The sequence below is a fragment of the Eilatimonas milleporae genome (genome assembly GCF_003688555.1).
Lineage (GTDB): Bacteria > Pseudomonadota > Alphaproteobacteria > Sphingomonadales > Kordiimonadaceae > Eilatimonas > Eilatimonas milleporae.
Window position 1 is genome coordinate 161,707 of record NZ_REFR01000012.1, and the last position, 16,542, is coordinate 178,248.

The 16,542-nt window shown below is 62.2% G+C and carries 14 protein-coding genes; 7 read left to right on the top strand and 7 right to left on the bottom strand.

All coding sequences use genetic code 11. The features are described 5' to 3' along the window. Nucleotides 1–52 precede the first annotated feature (52 nt). Complete coding sequence (locus BXY39_RS12050) at nucleotides 53–565, bottom strand: hypothetical protein (protein WP_121939137.1); 513 nt, start codon at nucleotides 563–565, stop codon at nucleotides 53–55. Between the two features lie 1,079 nt (nucleotides 566–1,644). Between BXY39_RS12050 and BXY39_RS12055 the strand changes: the two genes are divergently transcribed. Further along, nucleotides 1,645–2,082 (top strand): hypothetical protein, encoded by a 438-nt coding sequence (locus tag BXY39_RS12055; RefSeq protein WP_121939138.1) that lies wholly within the window; start codon nucleotides 1,645–1,647, stop codon nucleotides 2,080–2,082. A gap of 265 nt (nucleotides 2,083–2,347) precedes the next feature. Here the strand turns inward: BXY39_RS12055 and BXY39_RS12060 are convergent, their stop codons facing one another. Both BXY39_RS12060 and BXY39_RS12065 read right to left on the bottom strand, forming a co-directional pair. Continuing rightward, nucleotides 2,348–3,139, bottom strand: coding sequence for a TetR/AcrR family transcriptional regulator (locus BXY39_RS12060; protein WP_121939139.1), 792 nt, complete (start codon nucleotides 3,137–3,139; stop codon nucleotides 2,348–2,350). A gap of 1 nt (nucleotide 3,140) precedes the next feature. Continuing rightward, nucleotides 3,141–3,593: a S24 family peptidase gene (locus BXY39_RS12065; protein ID WP_245999172.1), complete on the bottom strand. Its 453-nt coding sequence runs from the start codon at nucleotides 3,591–3,593 to the stop codon at nucleotides 3,141–3,143. 581 nt (nucleotides 3,594–4,174) lie between these two features. On the opposite strand from BXY39_RS12065, the gene flgK reads away from it, so the two are divergent. The 5 genes from flgK to BXY39_RS12090 all read left to right on the top strand — a co-directional run bounded on the left by flgK (nucleotide 4,175) and on the right by BXY39_RS12090 (nucleotide 11,213). Then, nucleotides 4,175–6,298 carry a flagellar hook-associated protein FlgK gene (flgK, locus tag BXY39_RS12070; RefSeq protein WP_121939141.1) on the top strand — a complete coding sequence of 708 codons (2,124 nt, stop codon included), beginning with the start codon at nucleotides 4,175–4,177 and terminating at the stop codon, nucleotides 6,296–6,298. A gap of 23 nt (nucleotides 6,299–6,321) precedes the next feature. After that, nucleotides 6,322–7,248: a flagellin gene (locus tag BXY39_RS12075; protein ID WP_121939142.1), complete on the top strand. Its 927-nt coding sequence runs from the start codon at nucleotides 6,322–6,324 to the stop codon at nucleotides 7,246–7,248. Between the two features lie 182 nt (nucleotides 7,249–7,430). Further along, a complete protein-coding gene (locus BXY39_RS12080; RefSeq protein ID WP_121939143.1) occupies nucleotides 7,431–7,937 on the top strand; it encodes a flavin reductase family protein in 507 nt (168 codons plus the stop codon). Nucleotides 7,938–8,347: 410 nt separating this feature from the next. After that, complete coding sequence (locus BXY39_RS12085) at nucleotides 8,348–9,490, top strand: DUF2336 domain-containing protein (protein ID WP_121939144.1); 1,143 nt, start codon at nucleotides 8,348–8,350, stop codon at nucleotides 9,488–9,490. A gap of 13 nt (nucleotides 9,491–9,503) precedes the next feature. After that, entirely contained in the window at nucleotides 9,504–11,213 is a 1,710-nt protein-coding gene (locus BXY39_RS12090; protein ID WP_121939145.1) for a sensor histidine kinase, read from the top strand. Between the two features lie 181 nt (nucleotides 11,214–11,394). Here the strand turns inward: BXY39_RS12090 and BXY39_RS12095 are convergent, their stop codons facing one another. From BXY39_RS12095 to BXY39_RS12115, 4 genes are all read right to left on the bottom strand, one after another. Next, nucleotides 11,395–12,873, bottom strand: coding sequence for a S10 family peptidase (locus tag BXY39_RS12095; protein ID WP_121939311.1), 1,479 nt, complete (start codon nucleotides 12,871–12,873; stop codon nucleotides 11,395–11,397). 209 nt (nucleotides 12,874–13,082) lie between these two features. Then, complete coding sequence (locus BXY39_RS12100) at nucleotides 13,083–13,841, bottom strand: NAD kinase (RefSeq protein ID WP_121939146.1); 759 nt, start codon at nucleotides 13,839–13,841, stop codon at nucleotides 13,083–13,085. A gap of 297 nt (nucleotides 13,842–14,138) precedes the next feature. Then, complete coding sequence (moaA, locus tag BXY39_RS12110) at nucleotides 14,139–15,128, bottom strand: GTP 3',8-cyclase MoaA (protein ID WP_211332228.1); 990 nt, start codon at nucleotides 15,126–15,128, stop codon at nucleotides 14,139–14,141. A gap of 241 nt (nucleotides 15,129–15,369) precedes the next feature. Next, complete coding sequence (locus BXY39_RS12115; RefSeq protein ID WP_121939148.1) at nucleotides 15,370–15,732, bottom strand: hypothetical protein; 363 nt, start codon at nucleotides 15,730–15,732, stop codon at nucleotides 15,370–15,372. A gap of 139 nt (nucleotides 15,733–15,871) precedes the next feature. On the opposite strand from BXY39_RS12115, the gene BXY39_RS12120 reads away from it, so the two are divergent. Beyond that, complete coding sequence (locus BXY39_RS12120; RefSeq protein WP_121939149.1) at nucleotides 15,872–16,501, top strand: DsbA family oxidoreductase; 630 nt, start codon at nucleotides 15,872–15,874, stop codon at nucleotides 16,499–16,501. Nucleotides 16,502–16,542: the final 41 nt, after the last annotated feature.

Genomic DNA, 16,542 nt, shown 5'->3' on the forward strand with positions numbered 1-16,542 from the left:
TGTCAGCCTATGGCATGCCGGCCCGTGTATACTGTAAATGCCTTCCAGACAGTCAAGCGGACTGGAGCTTTGATTTGTGCTTTGCGGTTATTTCCCGAATTTTCTTTTTCGCTTTTTCGCTGATGCTCACATTGTTCCATTTGATCGACCGGTTTCCGGGGTCGAATTCAAAAACCTTTCCCCGGTTGGACTGCCGGATATCATCCCGCCGCAAAACCCATGATTGGTCGTTGTGGGACTGCCATGATGCCAGGTTGCCATTTTCCAGATTAAGAACGAAAATATCGCTGTACTGGGCTTGGCCGGCCAGATAGTTGAACCAAACGCCGGTTTCACCGCCGCCTTTCTTTCCATCGGGAATGACCCCTCGGCCTGAGTCAAGATTGACCTCATTCAACCTGTTCACGATGTCGTCTATCAACCATCTTTCCAGCAGGCCGAAGACCGCATCAAGTGCCATCTCCACATGTGCCATGTCACCGCTAGCACCTGCATTGCGTTTCGACAGGATCGAGTAAAAAACATATCCACCGGTATCGTTGCCGAGCCAGATGTGGTGTGCCATTGCAGATATCCTTTTTCGAAGAGTTCATAACGACAGGGCGCAATTCATCATTGCTTGGATCGTGTTCGAAAGAGGCTTTTTGACGCGTTGGTCCAAGCCGTGACGGCGCCGCTATTTCATAAAAGCCCCTTACCTTTGGGGCGCATTGGTCAGGCTTTCACCCAGGGCCTTGTTTGAATGTCATGGCGGCCCTCCTCGCTTGGTTGTGTGAAAAAGTCACTCCCAAATACCATCATTGGATGATTTTGAAAACTTAAAAGTTCGTGTAAATAGTGCTGCTGCACTCTTTCAAGGCGATAAATGAGCGTCGCATATGGTTGCTAAATACGATGCGCGCTATGCGATAATGTTTTAAATCACTGAAAAATATTGTGAAAATATCAGATTGCCCTTGGGGTGTCATAAACGATGGGGGCGTGTTGCTCTTTTATTTTTATGATAAAAAATACAATTATTACGGTATATTCAGAACTTAAAAGTTTATATGGCCGATGCCGCCCCATATGGCCGGTTGAAAATGTCGTGGGACATGGATGCGGCCGCGAGGGTGTCACGCCTGATTGACTGGTCAGTCAGTGGTTTTCTTTAATGGAAGTAACAGGAATGGGAGCAATAGGCCGTATCCGTAAGGGCCTTTGTTCCAGTCCTCTCTGGCCCGTACCGTTGGCGGAACAGCCATACTCCTTGAACGTGGCCCGGACGGGCAGTGCCCTCGACGCACAGCGGATCGGGTGCATGGCCTGACGACGGCTTGTTCTGGCCCCTGACAGGTCGCCTGTTGCTTGTTCAGGTGGTATATGCGCGCCATGTGTGCAATATTTCCGTATAAAGACAACTTATCCGATACAGATATACAGCACCGGGCATCGGTGCGAGGACAGATCGGATATTAAAAAGGAGATGCATATCAATGGCTTATGAGAAGGGCATGAGCTTCGTTTATAACCGGCGGGACAGATCGGTCACTGGATACTTCAGGGGGCAAAAGTTCGAGATGAGAGGTCCTTTCAACGGCCGGGAGGCCGCCAGGGCGGCTTACGAGCGGCGGTGCCGTCAAATGGGCTGGCGGGACTAGACATATGGCGACGCAAGGCATGCAACATATTGTCAATTACCGCTGGGCCGTTCTCAATGTTTTCACCGATGGCGGCCGGTGGGCCTTTCCCGATACGGAGATAGATTATCTCAGGATTTATGAAGATCCCCTGGAAGCCCTGACGGCTTTTTTCGATTTGCAGGATGCGCGGGGGCGGGACGACATTGCCGCGATCGCCCTTGTCCGCGATGAAATCAGCATGGCGGACAACAGTCTTTTGAAGCGGGGCTGGTGTCTGGCGTTTCGCAGTGGCTGGGGCAGGCGAGACCTCAGCATGTTTGAAAGGCTGACCTTGACCCCTTTCAGCAACACGCCCGAGGACAGCGGTGTGCGGAAACGCATCCCCGAAACGGTCAGAAGGGCGTTTTTCGACGCGTGGCAGAATATCGCCGAGCACCACGGCGTGGCCCAAAAGGTATGAGACGGCAGGGAATGCCTGGGCATGTCCGGCAATGTCCCGGCGATGAGGCGCGCGAGCGCGGAGGGCGGTTTTGCCGCTGCCCTATGCGGTCCGGTTGAATGTGCGGCCCGGTTGAAAATGTCGTGGGGCATGGGGGCGGCCGCGAGGGTGCCACATCTGATTGACTGGTCAGTCAGCGGGTTTCTTTTAGGCGGGGTATAAGGCCGCACCCTCGGATGGCCTTCGGCCCGAACGTCCCTTATGCGGATGATTAGGGGGCGGGCGGTCAGGCGTGCAGGCCGTGCCAGAAAATCTCGAAACCCAGGCGGATATGCCGGTCCAGCGCCGGGCCTTGATAATCCCGGTCCTGGGCATGGGCGATGGCGGCGTCCATCTGGGCCCGCGCCAGGCCGTGCAGATAGGCGTCCGCCGGACCGTCGCGGCCACGGGCCGGGTCCATGCCGGTGGTCAGGGTGTCGTTCAGGACGGCGCTCACTGTATCATGGACCGGGCGGAACCGGTCTTTTGCCTCGTCCATGGCTGTCCGGCTCACCATCAGGGCGGCGCTCAGCACGCGGGCGGCCCGGTGGTCGGCCATATTGTCCAGCCCCCACCGCACCTGCCCGTCCCAATAGCGCAGCAGCCTGTCTTTGACCGGGCCGGTCGGGCGCAGGCTCGTTTGCGCCGTGTCGGCCATGGCCTGGACAATGGCCAGATAGACATGATCCACCAGCGCCTGCTTGCTGCGGTAATGGTTGAACAGCGTGCCGTTGGACACGCCCGCGGTATGCGCGATGCGGGCCGTGGTGACGGACGTGCCCTGACGCGCGAACAGGTCGATGGCGGCCCGGACGATGGGCTCCCCTGGGGCAATCCCTGTCAGGGTTATGTCTGTCCCGGCCCCTTTGCGGTCGACCCGGCCGTGGTTAACCCGGTCGGATGCCGCTTGGCCGGGTGCGGTCTTGTCGATGACGGGCGGCGCCCCGGTTCCGGGGCGTTCACTGCGGTGGACACGTTTTTTGCGCCCATGCCCGGTGACGGGCCGGTCGGTCGACGCCCGTGCCGCTGCGGCGGACATGTCAGCAATCCATGCTGCCGATGATCATCATCACCCGCAGCACCTGATCGCGCGGGAAGGACAGGGTTTTGCCCGGGTTCAACTGCCGCAGAAGCAGTGTGTCGCCCTTCCATTTGACGAATTGTTTGACCAGGCCGCGATGATCCGGCGTTTCCATCAGCACAAAGCGCCCGTGCCGGGGTTTCAGCGCCGGGTTGACATAGACCAGATCGCCGTCCCGGTATTTCGGCAGCATGGAATCCCCCGTGACATAAACGGCAAAAGCGTCTCTCACCCCGTGCAGGCTGGCCGGACGGAAGGTCCAGTCTATGGCGCCGTCCTCGATGACCAGATTGCCCTCATCGCCCCCCTGCGCCCGGCCCAGAATGGGCAAATCCTTCAACCTGTGGGCCGCATGGGACGGCAGATGCCGCATGATGGGGCCGGGGCCCGTGCCTGTGGGCGGGGTGGTCATGGGGCGCACGCTTGCTCTCCTTTGCATGGTCATGTGGGGTGTGTGATCCGGCCCCAAGCCTGAGACGGGACCTGGTATGGGGCCTGGGACGGGGCCTGAGGTGGGGCTGTCGGCGATTGTGCCGGCCGCCTTGCCGGTGATGCCGTGGGACGGTCCCGGAAATCTCTCGCGCATGGTCGCGCCGTCTCCGGCGAAAATCCTGTTGCGGCGGTGTGGCCGCGCGGTCCGTATGGCAACCTTTGGCATATATTTGTTCCTCTTTTGTTCTATTAAACAGCACGGGCTGGTAATCGTCAAGCGGGTAGGGCGGGCCTTTTTGTCCTGTTCAGGTGGTGCCTGTCGCCAATATCGGCCCTTTTGCCGGAACCCTTGTCTCCCCCCTTGTCCTGCGTCCGGCTGATCGGTGGGAGCGGAGGGTATTCGGCGCGGATGCCTCTCTTGGCATGTGCCTTGCTTATTCATCGGGCGCCGGACAGGCCCTTAGCCGATATATGGCGGTTTCAGCCCTCGGGTCGGCATGTTTTGCCCGGTGACGCGGGGCCTGTCATCGGCGGGGCCCGGACCCGGACCTGGAGAACGCAATGGCGCTGAACAACATCATCGATACTTCCCTGTCGGGGCTGTTTCTCAATCAGAGCGCCTTGCGCGTCACCTCAAGCAATATCGCCAATGTCAACACGCCGGGCTACAGCCGCCTTCAGGTCAGCCAGGAGGCCCGCGTCCTGTCCGGTCAGGCCGCCGGCGTGCAGTTGTCCGGGATCGACCGCGTGGTTGACCGCTTTCTCGACAGCGCCCTGCGCACATCCATTTCCAATGTGGAGGAATATTCCGTTCAGTCCCGTTTCCACGATGCCCTTCAGGGGTTTCTGGGGCGGCCGGATTCCGACAGTTCCCTGTCCTCCCAGTTCGACCAGGTGTTCGGCTCCATCGCCGCCCTGTCGCTCAGCCCGTCCGAAAGCCTGCGCCGTCAGGAAGTGCTGAACGAAACCCAGGATTTCCTCAACCAGATGAACCGCATACAGGGTCAGATTCAGGACCTGCGCGCCGACACCGGCCGCCAGATCGACGAAACCCTGCGCGGCCTGAACGAGAATCTCGCCCGCGTTTTCGAATTGAACAATCTCATCCTCAGCCAGTCGGCGCGCGGCGGTGAAATCGGCGGTCTGGAAGGCCAGCTTGATGATGCCCTGCGCAATATTTCGGAAGTCATCGACATCAATATCACGCGGGAATCCAACAACACCGCCCGTGTCACCACCGCGTCGGGCCTGCCTCTCGTGGATTTCAGCCTGCGCCAGCTCACCTTTGACGCGCCGGGCGTGGTCGGCGCCGAAACCCAGTTTCCGCCCATTGAAATCGCCGTTGTCGATCCCGTGACATTGCAGCCCATCACCGCGCCCACCGACATGGCACCCCATATCCGGTCCGGCAGCCTGCGGGGGTTGCTGGATATACGGGACAATCAACTGGTCGACCTGTCCCAGACCCTTGGCGAACTGGGCGCCCGCGTGGCGGACGAATTCAATGCCGTGCACAATGGTTTCAGCGCCACGCCGGCGCCGGGCACGCTGACGGGCAAACAGACCTTCGTCACCGGTACGCAGCCCACCAATTTTACCGGCACGGTCGAATTTGCCGTCGTTGACGCCGACAATCAGCTTGTCGCCAAATCGACGATCGACCTGACGGCCTTCGCCAACATGAACGCGGTGATCGCCCAGGTGAACACCGATCTGGGCGGTGCCGGTACCCTCGGCCTGACGGACGGCGTGCTGTCGCTGGACGCCGCCACGGCCGGCAACGGCGTGGTCATCGCCGACGTGGCCGGCCAGGAAACCGACAGGGGCGGGCGCTCCTTCTCCCATTTCTTCGGCATGAACGATCTGATCCAGACCGACAATGCCGGCATTTACGAGACCGGTTTCGCCGCCACCGACAGTCTTGAACTGGGCGGCGCCGGCACCATCGATTTCCGTGTCCGCGACGCGAACGGCGTTGAACTGACCACCGTGACGGTGGACATATCGGCCCTGCCCATCAATACGGTCAATGACCTGATCGGGACCTCCGGACTGTCGTCCCCATCGGGGCTCGGCGCCTTTTTCTCCTTCGGCTATGACGCCAACGGCCAGATCACGGCCGAACCGCTCAGCACCCGTCCCGGCGTCACGCTGGAAGTGATCTCGGACAGCACCGATATCGGCGGCACCGGCATCAATCTGAACCTGGCCTTCGGTCTGGACCCGTCCCAGCGGGGCAATGCCGCCCGCAATCTGACCGTGCGCGAGGATGTGCTGTCCAATCCCAACCTGTTGTCCATGAGCGTCTTTGACAATACCGCCGCCGTCGGCGCCACCGCGATGACATCCGGGGACCAGCGCGGTGCGCGCGCCCTGCAGGAATTGCAGACCAGCACGGTCAATTTCGGGTCCGCCGGCGAACTGGCGTCCACCTCCCTGTCCCTGACGCAGTATCTCGGCCGGTTTCTCGACAATGCCGGCCTTCAGGCCCGCCGTGCCGCCAGCCTCGAGGAAGACAACCGCGCCCTCAATCTCGAACTGGAACAGCGACGGGCCGATGTCTCCGGCGTCAATCTGGATGAGGAACTGTCCAATCTCGTGGTGTTCCAGAACGCCTACAATGCCGCGGCGCGCATTCTGTCCACCGTGCAGGAACTGTATGACGAGCTTCTGGCCACGGTCTGAGGCGGCAGGGAAAGGAATAAGTCATGGCATTTCGCGTTTCGACAGCCGGCCAGCAACAGGTGATCCTGACCGGCCTGTTCCAGAACCAGGCCCGCGTCTTCGAGGGCCAGCGCCAGATCAACACCGGCAAGATTTCGGATGATTATGCCGGTCTGGCCGGCAACGCCAGCACCATCCTCGACAGCCGGGCTTTCCAGGCACGGGTCGAAACCTATCGCTCCTCCATCGATACCGTGCGCGGCAATCTCGAGGCCAACGACAATCAGCTCCAGGGCATGATCAGCGCCATGGAGGAATTGCAGGACCAGATCCGCGCGGCCATCGCCAACAACGAGGCCCAGGGCTTCAGCGAGCTGCTCGACCAGACATTCAGCTTCGTCACCAGCACCCTGAACACCAGTTTCAACGGCGCCTTCCTGTTCGCCGGCGCCGATACCGGGACACGGCCGGTCAATGTCAATACACTGCCGGACCTGGCGGCCTTGGGCACCGTGGCCGATGCCTTCGACAATTCCGATGTGGGTTTTCAGGCCCGGATCGCCGATGATGTCGACATACAGTTCGGCCTGCTGGCCGACGATATCGCCACGGACTCCCTTCAGGTCATGCTGGACCTGTACAATTTCGACACCGGTGCCGGCGGCCCCTTCGACGGCGAACTGACGGCGGCCCAGGTGACCGAGCTTCAGGCCCGCCTCGGCGATATCGACAACGCCATCGGCACCCTGCGGACCCAGCAGGCCAACAATGGTCTTGTCTTCGGACGCCTTGAGGTGGTCGACGATCAGCATGCCGAAACCAGGGACTTTTTAAGGATTTTCATCGATGAATTGGAAGGCGTCGACGTCGCCGAGGCCATCACCAATCTGGACCTTGACCGTGTGGCCCTTCAGGCCTCCTACCAGGCCGTGGCCTCGCTGAACCAGCTCACGCTGTTGAACTTCATCTGATCGCTCGGACAATCCGGAAAATGATCCTTGCGGCCCCCTTTGGCGGGTGCTGCCGCCGGCTTGCCTGCGGCCTGTTTTGCCTATGCCCGCCGTGACACGGTCTCCTTTGCGGTCCGCTCTTGGAAACCGGCGGTGTATGCGCTACCTACCGTCTCAGCGTCGGTTGCGGTGAAAGGGCGGTTATGGCGGTCACGGATGATGTCTTCAGGGCGGGCATGCGCCGGCTGGGTGGTGCCGTTACCATTGTCACCACGACCGACGGCGTCCAGCGCGCCGGTCTGACGGCGACGGCGGTCACATCCCTGTCGGCGGCGCCGCCGCGCCTGCTTGCCTGCATCAACCGTCAGGGCGCCACATATGAAACCCTGTCGCGCGGCCGGGCCTTGTGCGTCAATGTCCTGTCCACGGCCCATCAGGATCTGGCCCGGCGCTTCGCCGGTCTCGACGGCTGTGCCGAAACCGAACGCTTCAATGACGGCGCCCTGTGGGCGACCGGGGCCACCGGGGCACCGCGCCTGATCGATGCGCTGGTCAGTTTTGACTGCCGTGTGGACAGCATTCTCGATACCGGCAGCCACGGCGTCGTCATCGGTGAGATCGAGACCATTACCGTCGACGCTGAAGAAAGTGCGCCGTTATTCTACCGTGACGGGCATTGGGCCACACTGTCCGCCATCGCCGCATTGTAAGCGTGTGGGGCTTTTGTCCTGCCTGTTCCTCTGTTCCGGTGGGTCCTCGCGCCGGCGCTTTCCTGTCCCATGGCCGCCGGGCAGGGCGGTCGCTTGCCCCTGTCTGGGGCCGTTTGGGGCTGTGGTGTGTCTGTGACACCCCTGTCCGCCTTGTGGCGGTCATGCATCAGTGGTGAATTTTTTAAAATGCGAATCGCTATATCTTGACTCTTGGAATCAATATGATTCGATATCTGGTGGTTGCGGCCCGATTGCGCTTCCCGCGACCGGGCCGGTGCCATGGAATGTCTTGAATCTTATTGATGAGTCAGGCATTTTCATATTTATCCACAGGGCTCTCCCCGGCGATCGCGTCGCGGGGGCGTGGTCCGGGGCACGCTTGATGCAGCGTTGGGGGAAACGAGGTGGGCATGGCGGCGACGCCTGTGACGGAATTGCTGAAACTGGCCCGGACGAAATCGTCCGAGGCCCGCAGCCGTCTTATGGAGAACATCACCGACCTGTTCCTGTCCGAGTCCGGTCGCCTGAGCGAACATGAACGCGCCCTCATGTCCGATATTCTCGGCAAGCTGATCGGTCAGGTTGAGCAGGAGGTCCGCAGGGAACTGGCCGATGCTCTGTCCCGCAGCGGCATCGACCTGCCCGATATCGCCCGCCTGCTCGCCAATGACGAGATTGAAATCGCCCGGCCGCTTCTGGAACGCAGCGGCCTTCTGCGCGATCCGGACCTGGTCGAAATCATCCGTATGCGCACCGACGAACACCGCATGGCCATCACCCTGCGTGAGGACCTGTCCGAACAGGTGACCGACGCGCTGGTCGAATACGGCGGCGAGGATGTCATCGAAAGCCTGTTGAACAATCACGATGCCCAGCTGTCCAAGCGGGCGATGGAATATCTGGTCGCGGAATCCCGCCGGGCCGACCGGTTTCAGGAACCGCTGGTCATGCGCGGCGATCTGCCGGGCGATCTGGCCTACCGGATGTTCTGGTGGGTCTCGGCGGCCCTGCGCAAGCGTATTCTCACCGAATGCGAAATCGATCCGGTCAGGCTGGAACACGCCATGCGGCGGGCCGCCGGCGCCGTCATCGTCGATCAGGACAGCGAACAAAGCGCCTATGTCCGCGCCCAGAAACTGGTGCGCCGCATGGCGGAAAACGGCGAACTGACGGTGCAGTTTCTCGTCAACGCCCTCAGACAGCAGCGCATCGCCATTTATGTGGCCGGGCTTGCTGAACTGGGCGGCATCAATTTCCGTACCGCGTGGCGTATCTTTTCCGACCCCGGCGGCGAAAGCTTCGCCATCCTCGCCCGGGCGGTCGGCGTCGAGCGCAATCAGTTTACCAACATGTTTCTTCTGGCCGTCCAGGCGCGCGAGGGGGCCAGCGCCAAGTCCCCCGGCGTGCTGAACAGTATTCTATCCCTGTTCGACGCGGTCAGCGAGGAAAACGCGAAAGGCGCGCTGCTCGTCTGGCAACGGGACAGCGCCTATCAGACCGCGATCGAAAATCTGGACCGCGTGGAGACCGCCGATCAAGGCGGCGCGGGCTAAAAGGGCAGGACCAATGGCAAAGGCAAAGTCGGGCAAGGCAGGCAATATCGTATCGCTCAGACGCGGACGCAAGGCGGACACGGACACCGGCGACCAACCCTTCGGCGCCAGCATCCGCCGCGCCGACCTCAGCGATCTGCCCGCCAACGAACAGTTGCCGGGCCTTGTCGATCGTCTGATCTTTGACGACAGCCTGCCGGTCTATCTGGCCGCCCTTGACGGCACCATCATTCACCTGAACGAGGCCTATCGCACCCTCGACACCGCGCTTGGCGATTTCGCGCTGGCCCCCGGCCCGGTCACCGCCGCCGGCGGCGTGCGCGTGCCCAGCCTGCGGCCGCTGATCGAGGATGTGCTGGCCACCGCCCGGACCGTCCGCGCCGAGGAAAAGGTCATGGTCGCCGGGCGGGAGCGTATTTTCATGGGACGGCATATTCCCGTCACCAACGACATGGACGAAATCATCGCCGTCGCCGGTTATTACGAGGACGTAACGTCCCAGGTGCGCAGCCTGGAGGAAGCGGGCCGGTCGCAAACCCGCTTTCAGGATTTCGCCCGCGCCAGCTCCGACTGGTTTTTCGAACTGGACGGCGCCTTGCGCATCAAGACACTGTCCGAACGCTTTACCGCCATTGTCGGCCAGCCGGCGTCCCTGTTTCTGCGCTCCCGGTTCGAACAGTTCGGCGAGTTTTCCGGCGATGCGGCGGAAAGCGGGCAGGGTCTGGCCGCCATGACCATGCGCAAACCCTTCCGCAACCAGCTTTTCACCGTGGCTTCGGCCGGCGGCGAGCCCCTGAAATTCCATCTGTCCGGCGTGCCGGTGTTTGACCGGGCCTCGGGCGATTTTCAGGGCTATCGCGGTGTCGGCATGGATGTGACGGAACGCTACCGCCAGGATGATGAAGCCCTTCAGGTCCGGCAGAATCTCGAAACCGCGCTGGCCGAACTGACCCGCAAGAACCTCGCCCTCGACGAGGCGACCGAACAGGCCCGCACCGCCCTGCGCGCCAAGTCGGAATTTCTGGCCGCCATGAGCCACGAGCTTCGCACCCCGCTCAATGCCATCATCGGTTTCGCCGACACGTTCGAATCCCAGACCTTCGGTCCCTTGCACGGCACCTATCTCGAATATGCGCAGGATATCGGCCGGTCGGGCCGTCACCTTCTGGGGCTGATCAACGATATCCTCGATGTGGCCGTGATCGAAAGCGGCGGCCTGTCCCTGAAACTGGACGAACTGCCCATTGCCGACATTGTCCGCAAGGCCACGCATATGATTGCCGACAGTGCCCACAAAAAGGGGCTGACGACCGACGGGTTCGATCCGGAAAGTGACGTGCTCATCAAGGCGGATGACCGGCGGGTGACGCAGATTTTCGTCAATCTTCTGTCCAACGCCATCAAATTCACGCCCGAAGGCGGCAGCGTCGGTATTCAGGTGGACGCTGACGAGGCCGGCGGTATGGCCCGCATGACCGTGTGGGATACCGGTGTCGGCATCAAACCGGCGGACCAGGGCCGGGTCTTCGAAAAATTCCACCAGGTCACCGATCATATCTATTCCCGGCGGCAGGAAGGCACCGGCCTCGGCCTGCATATCTCGCGCGAACTGGCGCGGCGCATGGGCGGGGACATCACCCTTGACAGCACACCGGACAAGGGCAGTCGTTTCACCGTGACCCTGCCGCTTGCCGACGGGACGGCGGACACCGATTTCATATAAGCCGGGTCGGAAAAACCGGCATATCACCCGGGCGGTCCAATGGGGACAGGTTTGGGACGGGACAGGCCCTGAACCATATGGTTCAGGGCCTGTATGTTTTGCATCCCGTATTTTCTCCGGACTGTTTTTTCAGATCCGTTTTCAGGTCTGTTTTTCAGGCCTTGATCAGGGCTCCCGGGCCTCAGCGCCCGGCGATAAACGCCCGGATATCGCGCACCAGCGCCTCCAGCGACGGTTCGTGCACATACATCATGTGACCGGCCGGGTAATAGGTAAAGGTCACGCGCCCCGTATCGATGCCATTGGCGTTAAAGGTGTTCTCGCTGGCGAAAAAGGGCGTGGCCAGGTCGTAATAGCCGCTGGCCACCATGACGCGGAAATCGCTGTTTTCACGCATGGCACGGCCGATATGCGGCGCCACATTGACATATCCGGACGAATAGCGCCCGTATTCCGGCGCGGTCCAGTGCCGGCCCACACCCGATAACACTTCATACCGGCGGGTGATGTCGACGCCAAGCCGGGATTGCAGATAATGATTGATCGCGGCGGTATAGGCCGCGTCGATGCCGTAGGCCGACGGGTCCGCGTCGAACCGTTCGCCGACGCCGTCATAATCCCGTCCCTTGTAACGCGCGTCCAGCCGGCCGACGCTGACCCCTTCGTCCCGCAGCAATTCCTTCATGAACCGCATGTTGCTGACCCGCAGGTTCGCATTGACGACATAGCTTTTGCGCAATCCCGTATAGGCGGACATGCGCGCCGCTACCCGGTCGAACTCCGCCGGGTCCAGACGGTTGCCCTGCAACAGTGCGCTCGCATAGTCGCCCAGGGTGAAGACCCGCACCTCGGCCAGATAATCCTGCAGGCTGTGGTCGCCGATATCGACCTTGCCGTGATGGACGGCGGCCGCCGCCATGGTCGGCAGATAGGACAGATAGGGCGTGTCGTTGCCCGGCTGGTAGCGCGCCGTCTGGAAATCCAGGATGCTGGAAATCAGCACCAGTCCGTTGATGGCGATATCCGTCCAGCCGCCCTGTAATTCCTTCATCAGGGCCGCGGCACGGGTGGTGCCGTAGCTCTCGCCGGACAGATATTTCGGCGAATTCCAGCGTTGATGTTTCACCAGCCACAGGCGGATGAATTCCGCGATCGACCGCGCATCCTTTTCAACGCCCCAGAAATCCTTGCCCTTGCCGGTGCCGATGGCGCGGCTGTAGCCGGTGCCGACCGGGTCGATGAACACCATGTCGGCCACATCCAGGATCGATGCCGGGTTGTCGATGATGCGGAAGGGCGCGGCGCCGTCATCCTCGGCGTTGCTGGGCACGGCGACACGCACCGGCCCGTACACCCCCAGATGCAGCCACAGGGACGATGATCCCGGCCCCCCGTTAAAGATGAAAAAGACCGGACGTTCGGACGTGTCCTGCACATCCGTGCGCAGATATGTGGTGGAAAAAATGGCGGCCACGGGGGCGCCCGTCTTGTCGCTCAGATGGGTTTCCCCGGCAATGGCGCGGTAGCGCACGCGGGTTCCGCCGAAGACGCCGCTGTGCGCCGTTTCATGCAGGACGGGCGGCTCCACCGGCGGCGCGGTCTTCCCGGCCTTTTTGTCGGCCGCGCTCGCGGCCATGGCCGTCATCAGCGCAACCGTCATCAGGACCGCCTTTCGTCCTGTTTTTCGTCCTGTTTTTCCGGGCGTTTTCCGGGCCGTTTGCGACAGCCGCCCGCCTGTTGTGAACATCCTCCGTACCTCCCTCATGTCGGTGTTGGGCCTGACCCGCGCCCCGGCCCTTGCCGGTGCCGCGCATGTGTGATGGGCCGTATCCCCGGCCTGCCGGCCCTTTTGCGAAAGCCGCGCCGGTCTCAGTAGGCAAACTGTTCCGTGAAAATCCGTTCTTCCAGATTGTGGTCGCTGTCGAACAGCAGGGTGAATTTATGGTCGCTGGCCTCCTCGACGGTCACGCGGCTGACGTCGCGGATCTCATACATGTCGGCAACCGCCAGAACCGGGCGTTTTTCCGCCTCCAGCATGCTCAATTCCACCGTAACCGTGTGTGGCAGCAGGGCACCGCGCCAGCGCCTGGGGCGAAAGGCGGCAAGCGGTGTCAGGGCCAACAGGTTGGCGCCCAGCGGTATGATGGGACCGTGCGCGGACAGGTTATAGGCCGTGCTGCCGGCAGGCGTCGCCACCATGACACCGTCACCCACCAGCTCGGGCAAGCGCACCTTGCCGTCAATTGCCACGCGGATTTTCGCCGTCTGACGGGTTTCCCGCAGCAGCGACACCTCATTGACCGCCAGATGCTCGATGGTGTCGCCGGTGGTGGTCGACGCCTTCATGCGCAACGGATGCAGGGTGAAACTGTCGGCCCGGCCGATCCGCTCGACCAGATCGTCCTCGCGGTTCTCATTCATCAAAAACCCGACCGTGCCGCAATTCATGCCGAAAATGGGTTTTTCACTGGTCATATAGGTATGGATGGTTTGCAGCATGAAGCCGTCGCCGCCCAGGACGACAATCACATCGGCATCCTTGACGCCCACGGTTTTATACCGGTTCTGCAGCGCCTTTGCCGTCTTGCGGGCCTCTCCGAACGCGCTGGCGACCACGGCGATCTTCATCGTCAGCTTTCCCCCCTCTGGCCGCCCGCGGGGGCGGGCGGTCCCTCGAAATGTCATGCCGAATGGATATCATCATCCGGCCGGCGGCCCGCAGTATAGGCCGTCAATCCGCCATGACCAGCCGCAATCATACCGCACATGCCGTACCATTGCCTGGCACGGGGCTCACCATAATATCCGGCCCGCTGCCCAACCCCGTATCCGGCACACTGTCGGTCAAGGGGGCGGTCCGGTCTTGGCATGGTTTCGGGGCCTGACGTTGGCCCGGTTTCGGGGCAGGGGGCGTTCCTCGTATTTCTAGCCGCCGGTCACGCTCATATGCCGGTCGACCGTCCCGGTCATGCGGCCGGACGACACGGCGAAATCATGGCCTTCCGGCTTGGCGCCGATGGCCTTGTCCAGAAGGGCGTCCAGTTGCCCGCGCCAGTCTTCCGACCGCAGGGCGGCCCTGAGGTCCACGTGATCGCCCTGGCCGAGGCACATGTAAATCCGCCCCGTACAGGTCACGCGCACCCGGTTGCAGCCGGCGCAGAAATTATTGGTCAGCGGCGTGATCAGACCCAGCCGGCTTGCGCCCCCGTTCACATCCCAGTAGCGGGCGGGGCCGCCCGTGCGGTGCAGGCTGGGGATCAGGGAAAACCGCTCCTCCAGCATGGGCAGGACGCCGCTCAACGGCAGATATCGATCTTCCCGGGCGTCGTCGATGCTGCCCATGGGCATGGTCTCGATCAGGGTCAGGTCATGGCCTTCGTCCGCGCACCAGGCCAGCATGTCCGGAATTTCGTGATCGTTCAGGCCTTTCAGGGCCACCATATTGATCTTGACGGTAATGCCGGCGTCCTTTGCCGCCGCCACACCCGCCAGCACCCTGTCCAGCCGGTCGCGCCGCGTCACCTCGGCGAATGTCTCGCGGTCCCGCGTGTCCAGCGATACATTGATGCGCCGGACGCCGGCGGCCGCCAGGTCATGCGCCATATGGGGCAATTGCGTACCGTTGGTGGTCAGGGTGATTTCCCTCAGGCGGCCGTCCCTGACACGCGCGCCCAGGGCCCGGATCAGCCACAGGATATTTTTGCGCACCAGCGGTTCGCCGCCGGTCAGGCGGATACGGTCGACCCCGCGCGCAATGAAGGCGTCGCTCAGGCTCAGCATTTCCTCAAGCGTCAGGACCTCGGGCTTGGGCAGGAAAACCATGTCTTCCGCCATGCAGTAACGGCAGCGCAGGTCGCAGCGGTCCGTCACCGACAGCCGGACATAGGTGATACGCCGCCCAAATGGATCGACCATGGACGCCGTTTTGTTCGGGGACGCATCGCCCCCGGCCCCGGATGATGTGTTGCAGCCGCTCACGGTCGCCATCATATGGGCCGGCGTACCGGGGGCGTCAAGCGCTTCACGCTCACAAGGATTTGATCCTGGCGGCGGGGCCGGTCCGGTCTGACAGATAGTCTTCGAATTGGTCCAAGGCTGGTTTAGGGATTGGTTTAGGGGCCGGTTTGCCGTCTGATCGGCGGGGCGGGGGCTTCCGTCAGCCTTCGTCGTCCAGCAGGCGGCCCAGTTCCTCGTCCACCTCCGATGCCGCGCGGAAAACGGCGGCATTGGCGCTGAACGCGGTTTCCGCGCGGATCAGGTCGACGGTGGCGGTGATGGTGGGGTCGGCGGTGACGGCCGCACTCAATGGGCGGCCCGATCCACCGCCGGGACCGTTATCGGGTCCGCCGGCGGGTGTTCCCTCGCCACCCGGTGTGGTCGTCGCCGGGGCTGGTCCTGATGCATCCGGGGGTGCCGACAGACTTTCGGACGTCGCCCGGATGATCCGGCGGGCGGCATCCTCGGCGTCACGCTCTGCCCTCAGCAATCCGTTTGCCGCAATGTCGGTGGCGGTGGTCACAAATCCGTCTTCCCACAGTCTTCGCTCATCGGATCAGGTCGTATCATGCGGGCTGACGGGTAAACATTTTCTTACCCGCAGCCCGTGGTGCTTTGCCCGCCGTCTGCTATGCTGTCGCCTTGCAAGCGGGAGAAGGCGCATGGAAATCGACGTTGTCATCGATGTGGTCTGTCCCTGGTGTTTCATCGGAAAACGCCAGCTGGACGCGGCCTTGAAGGAACGCGGCGACCGGGTCGGCGCGGTGCGCTACCGCCCCTATCAGCTCAACCCCGACACCCCGGCGGCGGGTGTCGACCGGGCTGACTATTACGCCCGCAAATTCGGGGACAGCCCTCAGTACAAGGCCGCGCGGGACCATATGGAAACGCTCGGCCCGTCCCTCGGCATCGCCTTTGATTTCGACCGGCCGGCGCGTATCGCCAACACGCTGGATGCCCACCGGGTCATCCGCTGGGCTTTCAATACCGGCCGGCAGGCCGACGCCGCCGATGCCCTGATGAAGGCCTATTTCGAGGACGGGCGCTTCCTCGGCGACCATGATCTGCTGGTATCTGTGGCCGAAGGCGTCGGCCTTGACGCAAACATCGTCCGCGACCTGCTCGCGGGCGACAGTGACAGCGACGTCATCAGGGGCGAAATCGACAATGCCCGCACGATCGGCATCACCGGGGTGCCGTTCTTCATCTTCGACGGCCGGCACGGCGTGCCCGGCGCCCAGGATGCCGCCAAACTGATCAAGGTAATGGACGAACTGTCCCCGGCAGCCTGAGTGGCGGCCTGACGGCGGTCTGGTCGGGCCTGCCGGCCTGG